Origin of the sequence: Steroidobacter sp., from assembly GCF_016790065.1 — a bacterium.
In the GTDB taxonomy this organism is placed as follows: domain Bacteria; phylum Pseudomonadota; class Gammaproteobacteria; order Steroidobacterales; family Steroidobacteraceae; genus Steroidobacter.
On the sequence record NZ_JAEUPY010000414.1, the window covers coordinates 1 to 9,607 of the forward strand.

At 62.7% G+C, this 9,607-nt stretch carries 7 protein-coding genes; all 7 read left to right on the plus strand.

All coding sequences use genetic code 11. The features are described from left to right. Positions 1 to 226 (plus strand): FG-GAP repeat domain-containing protein (locus JNL55_RS17130; protein ID WP_293856114.1); only part of this gene is annotated, 226 nt, incomplete at its 5' end. Next, positions 198 to 782: a serine hydrolase domain-containing protein gene (locus JNL55_RS17135; RefSeq protein ID WP_293856132.1), complete on the plus strand. Its 585-nt coding sequence runs from the start codon at positions 198 to 200 to the stop codon at positions 780 to 782. The genes JNL55_RS17130 and JNL55_RS17135, both read left to right, overlap by 29 nt. 628 nt (positions 783 to 1,410) lie before the next feature. After that, a complete protein-coding gene (locus tag JNL55_RS17140) occupies positions 1,411 to 1,896 on the plus strand; it encodes an RNA polymerase sigma factor (protein WP_293856117.1) in 486 nt (161 codons plus the stop codon). Beyond that, positions 1,893 to 2,834 (plus strand): FecR family protein, encoded by a 942-nt coding sequence (locus tag JNL55_RS17145; RefSeq protein ID WP_293856120.1) that lies wholly within the window; start codon positions 1,893 to 1,895, stop codon positions 2,832 to 2,834. Before JNL55_RS17140 ends, JNL55_RS17145 begins: the two co-directional genes overlap by 4 nt. Before the next feature lie 67 nt (positions 2,835 to 2,901). Further along, positions 2,902 to 5,520, plus strand: coding sequence for a TonB-dependent receptor (locus JNL55_RS17150; RefSeq protein WP_293856123.1), 2,619 nt, complete (start codon positions 2,902 to 2,904; stop codon positions 5,518 to 5,520). 3 nt (positions 5,521 to 5,523) lie between these two features. After that, entirely contained in the window at positions 5,524 to 8,175 is a 2,652-nt protein-coding gene (locus JNL55_RS17155; RefSeq protein ID WP_293856126.1) for a S9 family peptidase, read from the plus strand. A gap of 26 nt (positions 8,176 to 8,201) precedes the next feature. After that, positions 8,202 to 9,607, plus strand: a 1,406-nt coding sequence (locus JNL55_RS17160; RefSeq protein WP_293856129.1) for a hypothetical protein, incomplete at its 3' end; no start/stop codon positions are given.

Sequence of the window (9,607 nt, forward strand, 5' to 3'; positions counted from 1 at the left end):
TCAGGATCCGGCGGTGGTCTACTGGTTTCGCCTGGTGCGCAGCGCAGGAGGCGTCACCTGGCAGCCGCAACTCATCGACAGCAGCGCCGGCATCGGTCGCCGCATCGATGTGGCCGATGTCAACGGGGACGGCCGTCCCGACATCATCTCCGGTAGCATGAACGGCACCACGCTCTTTCTGAGCGGGAAGACGAAGACTGCGGGTCCGACAGCGCAGACTCAGTGATCGCGCAGGGCGTGCTCTACTCGCGCACGATCTGGCGCGCCTCGGGTTGTTTCTTCTCAAGCAGCCTCTCGCCGATCAGGCGCGCGTTCTCAACGATGATCTCATCGACGAGATGAGTCGCGATCCGGTGGCTACTGGGACCGGCAATGGCGGGTATGCCGTGGGCTGGGGCGTGCCCAGGAACGGCGACTATCGCGTCATCGGGCACACCGGCTCGACCTCGGGCGTTGCATCGAACTTGATGTTCGTGCCGTCGCAGAACCTCGGCGTGGTGGTGCTTGCCAATGCGGATGGCGGGACCGGTAGTCTGCCGGCGCAGATTCTCAAGAGTTTTCTGCCGGACTGGCAGATTCCGCCACGGCCTTCGTTGCCAGTGACGCCGGCTTTCCAGCCGACCGTTCAGCTCATCGGCACCTGGCAGGGCAAGGTGCACACGTACGCAGGCGAACAGCCGATTCAACTCAACGTGCTGCCTGGAGGCGACGTGCATATACGCATCGGTGGCGAGCCTCGCTACAGCAGCAGCTTGCAACAGGACGCTCTGCTGATCATCTGAGGTCCCGAACTTCTAAGGTCCGGTCACTGGTCTATTACAATTATCCGATCGAACACAGCGTCCGCGTCTTAAGCCGTCACCGAGAGGGAATGTGTCCTAGGTGAAGTTTTCCCAGCATCTGAGAGTCGCACATGCGAATTGAAGGAGATCAAGGGCAACAATCCCGCGGCGGCGATTGGAAGTCTCGTGGACCAGGCTCCGCCATGCACCGGTGCGTGACCTCAATGTCGAGCGCATTCAAGCGCCACTGCGGATGGAGCTTCAGTCCGGTCCGTTATTGAATGCGGTCTATTCCGGGGAGCTGTTTTCACGCCTGCGCAGACTGCGCAAGCCGGTAGAGTTTTTTTGTCGCTCCGTATATCGATCTTGGCACCCATCTGGTGCAAAACCCGGCTCAGATCCTATCGAGCAAGGATGCGGCCATCGACTGGAAGTGGAAATGCGGCGAGGGCATGGCTGCGTTCCTGGGCAGCGCAAGGCGGATTTCTCCGACCTGTAGTCCAGTCGGAGCCAGGGCGTAATTTTCTTAGACGTGTGGGGCCGGCGCAAACCACACTATTTTTTTGGCCGGTCCGTGGGTTGATTTTTCCACTGGAACTGCTGAATTTCCTGTGTCATCGTCGGGCGCATGCTCGATGCCCTGATGGCGCATTTCTCCCGTCTCGAAAGAATTCTGCGCCGGCGCGGACGCTCGCGAGAGGATGCGGAGGATTTGATCCAGGAGACCTTCCTGCGCGTCAAACAATATCTCGACAAGGGGAATGAGATCCGCGAGCCCGAAGCTTTTATTGTCAGCACGGCGTTGAATCTCTCGCGCGATGCTCACCGGCGCGAACACCGCCACCTGTACTCGCACAAGGCGCTCGAGCAGATCGACGTTATCGATTCCCGGCCCTCGCCGGAAGATATGGTCGAGGCTGCGGAGCACGCGGCGCGTGTCAGGCGGGCGTTGGGAACGGCCGGCCCGCGGGCTCGCGACCTGTTTCTTCTGCATCGACTGCACGGCATGAGTTATGTGCAAATCGCGGAGTACGCAGGCCTGAGTGTAAGTGCGGTCGAGAAGTACATCGCGCGAGCCGCAGCCGCGCTGACCGAGGAGTTTTTGGAGCCATGACCGTCCCGTGCACCAAGGAACAGGCGAGAGAGGCGGCGGTGTGGATGACGCTGCTGCACAGTCCTGATCGGAATGAGCGAGTGGATCGCGGCTTCCGGCGCTGGCTCGCGACCCATCCCGGCAACGCCCGGGCGTTCGACGCTGCCTCGCGAGGGTGGGAGGCCGCGGGTTTGGTACCGAAAGGCTCGTTCCCCCATCACCTGGCGGCGAAGAAAGAGCGTGGCACCGGGTGGTTGAGGCCCGCCGCGGCCATGGCGATCATCGCGGTATTCTCGGTGGCAGCCGTGCTATGGCAAGCGCATTTCGGCGGCGTGTCTACAGAGATCGGCGAGCAGCGCATTCTCACGCTGGAGGATGGCACGCGCATCTTTCTCAATACTGACACACGTGTGGTGCTGGACTACAACGCGCAACGCCGAGCTGTCGAGTTGAAATCGGGTGAGGCCTACTTCGATGTCGCCAAGCGTGGGCCGGAATGGCCATTCGTGGTCATCGCCGGTGAAAAGCAAATCAACGCAGTCGGCACGGCCTTCGTAGTGAGGCGCGATGCGGATCGGTTGCTGGTGACGTTGGTCGAAGGCAAGGTCACGGTGAATGAGGCGCGGCATCCGGAAGCAGGAATCGTCAAACTGACGCCCGGGCAGCGACTCACCGTCGCCGCGCAGTTGCCGCCTCGCGTGGATGAGCCGCCGCTCGAGAAAGTCACGTCGTGGCGCACGGGTTTTCTCGACCTTCCCATCATGCCGCTGTCCGAAGCGGTGGCCGAGATGAATCGCTATAGCCAGGAGCCGATCCGTCTCGCGTCCCCGGAGGATGGCGAGGTCGAAGTCTCGGGCGTGTTCCGCACTGGAGACAATCGCAGCTTCGCGCACGCCGTGGCGGAAAGCTACGGTTTTCGAGTCGTGATGGAGAAGGGCGGCATCACGCTCAAAAAATAGTGTGGTTGGAGTGGGGCGCAATGCGTCTAAGCACCCGTCGGAAATAAACAAGACGGGGAGTAGCGCGGTGTCGAAATATCGAAGTCTCTGGTGGTCCGTGGTGGCGGGCTGTGCGCTGCCGTTGGGAGCGTGGGCGCAAACCGAATTGGTCCTGGATTTTCCGGCGCAACCGCTCGCTGAAACCCTGCGGGCGCTGGGCAAGCGTACCGAGACCAACATTCTCATCGATCCAAAACTGGTGAAGGGCATTCAGGCGCCAGCCCTCAAAGGCGTGCTGACCACGGATGAAGCGCTGCGCCGGTTGTTGTCTGGAACTACGCTGAGTTACCAGTTCGTGGATGCGCATACGGTCGTGCTCAAGGCGCTGCCAGCAGAGACTTCCGACACGAACTCCGAATTCGATCGATCGCTGCTCACCGATGAAGTGGTGGTCACCGGTACCAACATCAAAGGTGTGGCGCCGGCCGGCTCGCCGGTGATCGTGATCGATCAGGAGACCATCCGTCGCAGCGGCTACAGCAGCACCGAACAGTTGCTGCAGTCCTTGCCGCAGAACGTGCGCAGTGGCTCGGAGGGCGCGACCGCCGATGGCGAATTGAGCGCGGGCTCGCTGGCCGGCTTGAACGGCACCAAGGGCACCGGCGTGAACCTGCGAGGTCTTGGCTCGGTCGCGACGCTGACGCTGATCAACGGCCGGCGAATCGCGGCGTCGGGTGCCGGCACGTTCACCGACATCTCGTTGATTCCGCTGAGCGCCATCGAGCGTATCGAAATCCTGAGCGACGGTGCCTCGGCCATCTACGGCGCCGATGCCGTCGGCGGCGTGGTGAACTTCATCTTGAAGCAGGACTTCAAAGGGTCGGAGAGCCAGGCGTCGTACGGCTTCACCACCGAAGACGGCCTCGACGAATGGCAGCTCACTCACACGGTGGGCTCGCAGTGGGACAGCGGCAATGCGCTGTTCGTGATCGACTACAAGAATCAGAGCGAGTTGCTGGCTCGGGATCGCGATGTCACGTCGACCGTGCGCAATCCCACCTCGATCTTTCCGGAGAACAAACAGATCGCGGTCGTGTTCTCGGGCCGGCAGCGGCTCGCCGACAAATTATCCGCCCAGGCCGACGTGCAGTTCTCGCATTCCGAGCGCACCGGCCATCTCACCTACAGCGGCGGCTCGTTGACGTCCACGGATCCCAATACTATCGATCGCATCAACGCGGCGCTGGGTTTGACTTACGAGCTCGGGCACGGCTGGGAGATCTCTCTCGACGGTGTCGTGAGCCGCGAAGACGTCCAACTGCGTTCCGATGTCATCACCGTGGCGACCGGCGCGCCGAATGCGTCGCAGTCGTACGTCCAGGATCAGCGCCAGGATCAGTGGAGCTCGGGCATCAAGGCGACCGGCCCGCTGTTCGATCTGCCGGGCGGCAGCGTCGGGCTCGCGGTCGGCGCCAGTACGCGCTCCGAGGATTACTTCCGCAAGGCGCCGGCGTGGGGGTTTGCCGAAGAAGCGGATCGCACCGTCGATTCGGTGTTCGCCGAAGTGCACGTACCGCTGGTCGGGCCCGACAACGCGATGAAGGGTGTTCGTAGCTTGGAGATGTCCCTGGCCGCGCGCTACGACGACTACTCCGACTTCGGCGATACCGCCAATCCGAAGATCGGCATTTCCTGGTCGCCCATCGACTCGCTCGAGATTCGCAGCAGCTACAGCACATCCTTTCGTGCACCCTCAGCGGGACGCGAGCTCGCCGACAGCAATAGAGGCATCGATCCGAGGATGTTCATCTATTCGTTCACCGCGCCCGACGGCGTGGGCTACGTGCCGGTGATCCAGCTGTTCGGCTCCTCGCCGCTGGTGCCCGAAGAATCCAAGAACTGGACGCTCGGCTTTACGTTTCGTCCCGAGTCGGTGTCGGGCCTGGAGATCGGGCTGACTTACTTCGACATCAAGTACACCGATCGCATCATCGCACCGCCGTTCGATACTGGTGCGCTGCTGGATCCGACCTTGCAGGTGTTCGTGACCGAATATGCATCGGCGGCCGCGCTGCAGGCCGCCTTGGCGCAACTCGTGAACGGGCCGGTGAGCTACTACGACGCGACCGGGCCCGGCTACGCCGGCGGCTTCTTCGGGCCCAACCCGGAGAACATCGCACGCTACACCTACGAGAGTCGCTGGATCAACGCCGGCAAGGTCGATATCAGCGGCTTCGATCTGACGCTCGACTATGGCTTCGAGTGGCGCGACAACCAGTTTCGCTTCGGCTTCAACGCCAGCCATCTGCAGGAGATCATGAGCTCGTTCGCGCCCGGCGTGCCATCGCTCGACCTGGTGGATACGACCGGCAATCCGCTCAACTGGCGGGTTCGCACGACGGCCTGGTGGTCGCGTGGCAAGGTCGATGCGGCGCTGGCCGTGAACTACGCGGACTCGTATGTGGACACGTCTGGCGCGATCGATGCGCCGGTTCGCTCCTACGTGACGGTCGATGCAAACCTTCGCTATGCACTCGGCGGTGCGGCGGCCGACGGCAAGAATTTGTTTCTATCGCTCAGCGTGATCAACCTGCTCGACGAGCAGCCGCCGTACGTGGCCGCGTCCGGTCGCAACTCGCACTACGACGGTGCCAACGCCAGTCCGCTCGGGCGGATGGTGACCGTCGGCGTGTCCAAGCGCTGGTGATCTATGCGCGCTCGCTTGGCAAAGTTGTGGGGGCTGCTGGCATCGCTGTGTGTGGCCGGGGCTGCGTTCGCGCAGCACCCGGTGACGCTCGACGATCTGTTCGAGCTCAGCGTCGTAAATCAAACTGCTGTTTCGCCAGACGGCGAGTGGCTCGCGGCCGTGGTCATCCGCCCGGTGACGCCGGGCGAGATGTATGGACGAACGTTCTATGAAATGGACGTGACACGAGCCGACGTCTGGCTCATCTCCACCAAGACCGGCGACCGGCGCAATCTCACTCAAGGCGCACGCGATGCGAGCGGATTCTGGTGTGCGACCTGGTCACCCGATGGGAAGCGACTCGCCATGCTGTCGACCAAGCCCGCGGGCACGGAGCCGCGCGGGGGTGACAACATTCGCTTGCACGTGTGGGAGAAGGCGAGCGGGACAATCAAGCGACTGAGCCCGCGAGCCATGATGACGCAGACCATGGGGGGCTCGGCGCTCTATCGAGTCGATCTGCGCAATCAGTTCGACTCGGCTCACAACGCTGGCCGCTGCAGCGACGAAGAGAACGCACCGTTCGTTTGGATCGACGACACGTCGCTGCTCGCGGTCGCGCTTCCGCAAGGGAATGTTTCCGGCTTGCTCGATGCGTACACGCGCAGCATGAAACATGCTTCCGCGACTTTGAAGTCGCTGGAGCGAGGCGGAGAGCCGACCGTATCGGCGGTCGAGAGCGGTGGCGCGGAATCCGCCGTACCGCTGAACGCCTCGCTGCTGCGGATCGATGCCCGCAATGCCCGGACGGAAGAGATCGCAGTGGTGCCGGCGTTTCCTCTCGATGGTGACTTGCAGATCGTGCTGGCGCCCGATGCGAAATCGGCGGCGGTGCTGACGACGACTCGTGCCACGGCGCCGAGCGCAAGCGAGAAATTCTCTTATCCATTCGGTTCCTGGGCAGTGGACAAGCAGCTCGGGTTCGTCGAGCTCGCGGCAGGCTCGTCGGTGCGCTGGACGTCGCTTCCTGCAACCGGCAAATATTTGCTGGACCTGCTGTCTTGGTCGAACGACGGCAGCGCCGTGGCGGTTCGCGCGCGTCCCAAAATATCGACGCTGACACTGACCATGTTCGTTGCGTCCGCTCGCGATTTTGCCGTCACGCGAGTGAGTCCGGATGAGCTGTCGGTGGCGGCATCGGCTTCAGGCGCAGACGTGCCGGACACCTCGAGCGTGATCTGGACCGATACCGGCGGACTGATTGCGAAGGCGGTGCGTGCCGATGAGGAACTGTCGCCGCTGGAATATTGGATCCGCTCGGCGCGTTCGATCAGTGTGCCTCGTGCCGACTGGTGGCTGCTCGGGAAAGGTGCCGAGCCCGTCAATCTGACATCGAAGATGGAGCACGTGCCGGCGAGCTGGCATCGGTCCGTGTCGAACGGCCGGTTGGTCGGAGTTGCCGACAATGCGCTGTGGACGCTCGATATAGGCACCGGCCAGGCAACGCGACTTGCGTCGGCGGCGCTGCCGGAAGCGGCTGAAGTCATGTGGGCCAGCCCGCCACAGAGCGCGACGTTAACACTGCTGATCGCAGGCAAAGGCAAGGACGGAGTGCGGCCTTGGGTGCGAGCACAGATCCAAGGCGACACGGCGACGGTGACGCCGCTTGCGTTGCCGAGCCCGACTGCACGATTCGAATCGTACGATGCAGCTCGCGCGCGTGTGTTGTTCGAAGACGCGGCGCCGACCGGCACGTTTCTGTGGGCGACGAGTGCAGCCGGCGGCGACGCGAAGAAATTGCTGTCGCTCAACGAGCATATGGCCAACGTGGCACTGGGCGAGACGCGGCTCATCGAGTATCGCGGCATCGAAGGCCAGGCGTTGAAGGCCGGTGTGATCCTGCCGCCGGACTATGTGCCGGGTCGTAAGTATCCGACGCTGCTCTGGGTGTACGCCGGCGCCACGGTCCGTGGACTCGACAGCGACTTCTTCAATCTCTACAGCCCGGGCATGTACAACATGCGGCTGTACGCCGCGAAGGGCTACGTCGTGATGATGCCGAGCATGCCGCTCGCGCCCGATGGCGGGAAGAATGACGATTACATCGACCTGCCGAAGGGCGCGATGCCCGCCGTGGACAAGTTGATCGAGCTGGGGATCGCCGATCCCGATCGGCTCGCCGTGATGGGCCAGAGTTACGGCGGATACAGCACGTACTCGCTGGTCACCTACACGAATCGTTTCAAGGCGGCGATTGCGATCGCCGGCATCACCGAGCTGGTGAGCCTGTACGGACAGTTCGATCCGACCGCGCGCAATTACGGAGGCATCGAGCATCAGAAGTCGGCCAACTGGGGGCTGCTCGAGCACGGCCAGGTCAGCATGGGCGTGCCGCCGTGGGAAGACTTGTGGCGCTACTTGAGGAACTCGCCGCTGTATTTCGTCGACCGTGTGCAAACGCCGCTGCTGATGATCCACGGCGACCAGGACATTCGCGGCCCGATGACGCAGGCGGAAGAGTTCTTCTACGCGCTGTACCGCCAGGGCAAGCGAGCGAAGCTGCTGCGGTACTGGGGCGAAGATCATGGGCTACGCCAGTCGCCGGCGAACGTGCGCAACGTGGTCGATGAAATCGTCGCGTGGCTCGACGCGAATCTTGCGACCCAGAACAAATAACTCCCTGTCGACTTCGAGAGCACATGATGAAGAACCTGCTATGGCTGGCGCCGTGGTTGGCGCTGCTGGCGGCACGCGCATGGGGCATGGACGAAGTCCAGTCCGGCAAGCTGGCGCTGTATGAAGCGAACGGCGAGCCCTATGCCGTCATCGCCATCGCTGCCGCAGAGGGCAGGAGCGGGGAAGTGATCGATCGCGTCCGTCGGGAAGGCGGTCGCGTCGACTACGTGCGCAAGGACGTCGATTATGTGGCAGCCGTGTTGCCGACGGCGCGCATTCGAAAATTCCTCGATCATTCGTCGATCGCCGCCGCCGAGCTCGATAATTTTCGCGGGCGCTATGGCGAGGCGCTGTTTGGTTGGGAGACGCCGCCGTGGTCGCCACCGAAAACGCCGGCTCGGACCGACGCCAGTAAACCTGCGACGCCAGTGCGAAACGCGCGTGCGGACTGGCCGCCGAAACCTGGCGCGCCGAACCTCGAACAACCTTACGACATTCTCAAAGACATGGATGGCATCGCGTTCCGCGAGCGCCACGATGGTAACGATGGTCGCGGCGTCGTGATCGGGTACGTGGAGTGGTTCCCGGATTTTCTGTCGCCCGAGTTACAGACCGCGCTTTCGGCCAGCGGCGAACCGTTGCCGAAGTTCCTTGATGTGATCAACTTTCCAGCGACGCTGCCGACCCTCGATCCGCAGGCGCAGAGCATCGGCGAATTCTGGACGTCGCGCTTCTCGGCGCCGATGACTGCGCGTTCGCGAAAGCTCACGCATCAGGGAAAGACATACTCCGTGCCGTTGGATGGATCGTTTCGCGTGACACGGTTGGCGGTGTCGTCCACCGACGGCGGCGTGCAACGTATTTACGACATCGGCCAAAAGGTTTGGTCCGAGCATGCCGTGCTGGTCTCTAAACAGGAAGCGGCTGCGGGTGTGCTGATCTCCTATCCCGTGCTGTGGTCCGACCGGACTCGACAAGCCTGGCTCGATACCGATCTCGACGGCGATTTCGCGGATGAAGTTGCCGTAGGCGAGTATCGCCGCACGCACGAGCTCGGCATCGTCGGCCGCGACGATCCGACAACGCCAGTGCGAGATACGATCGGGTACGCGCTGCAAAGGGAGGGCGACCGGCTGTCGTTCAATTTCGGCGTCGGCAATCACGCGAGTGCGGTGGCCGGCGCCGCTGTTGCCAACCGGGCGCCGGCCGGTCGTATCGATGGCGTTGCACCGGGCGCGCAGCTGGTGGCGATCTCCGGGCACGGTAACAATTCCGTCGCCACGTTCGTTCGCGGGATCATCACCGCCTTCACTCATCCTGACGTCGATGTGGTGCTGATCGAGGGAAATTTGTATCTCTCGGGTGTCTATCACCTGCCGAGGGACGCTCGTTCCGTGCCGGCATTGATCTTGTCGAGGCTGCAAGCGCGACA

Bases quoted from the DNA above. Each gene is read 5' to 3' on its own strand.
- JNL55_RS17140 (WP_293856117.1), top strand. From the start codon at position 1,411: ATGCTCGATGCCCTGATGGCGCATTTCTCCCGTCTCGAAAGAATTCTG.
- JNL55_RS17145 (WP_293856120.1), top strand. From the start codon at position 1,893: ATGACCGTCCCGTGCACCAAGGAACAGGCGAGAGAGGCGGCGGTGTGG.
- JNL55_RS17155 (WP_293856126.1), top strand. From the start codon at position 5,524: ATGCGCGCTCGCTTGGCAAAGTTGTGGGGGCTGCTGGCATCGCTGTGT.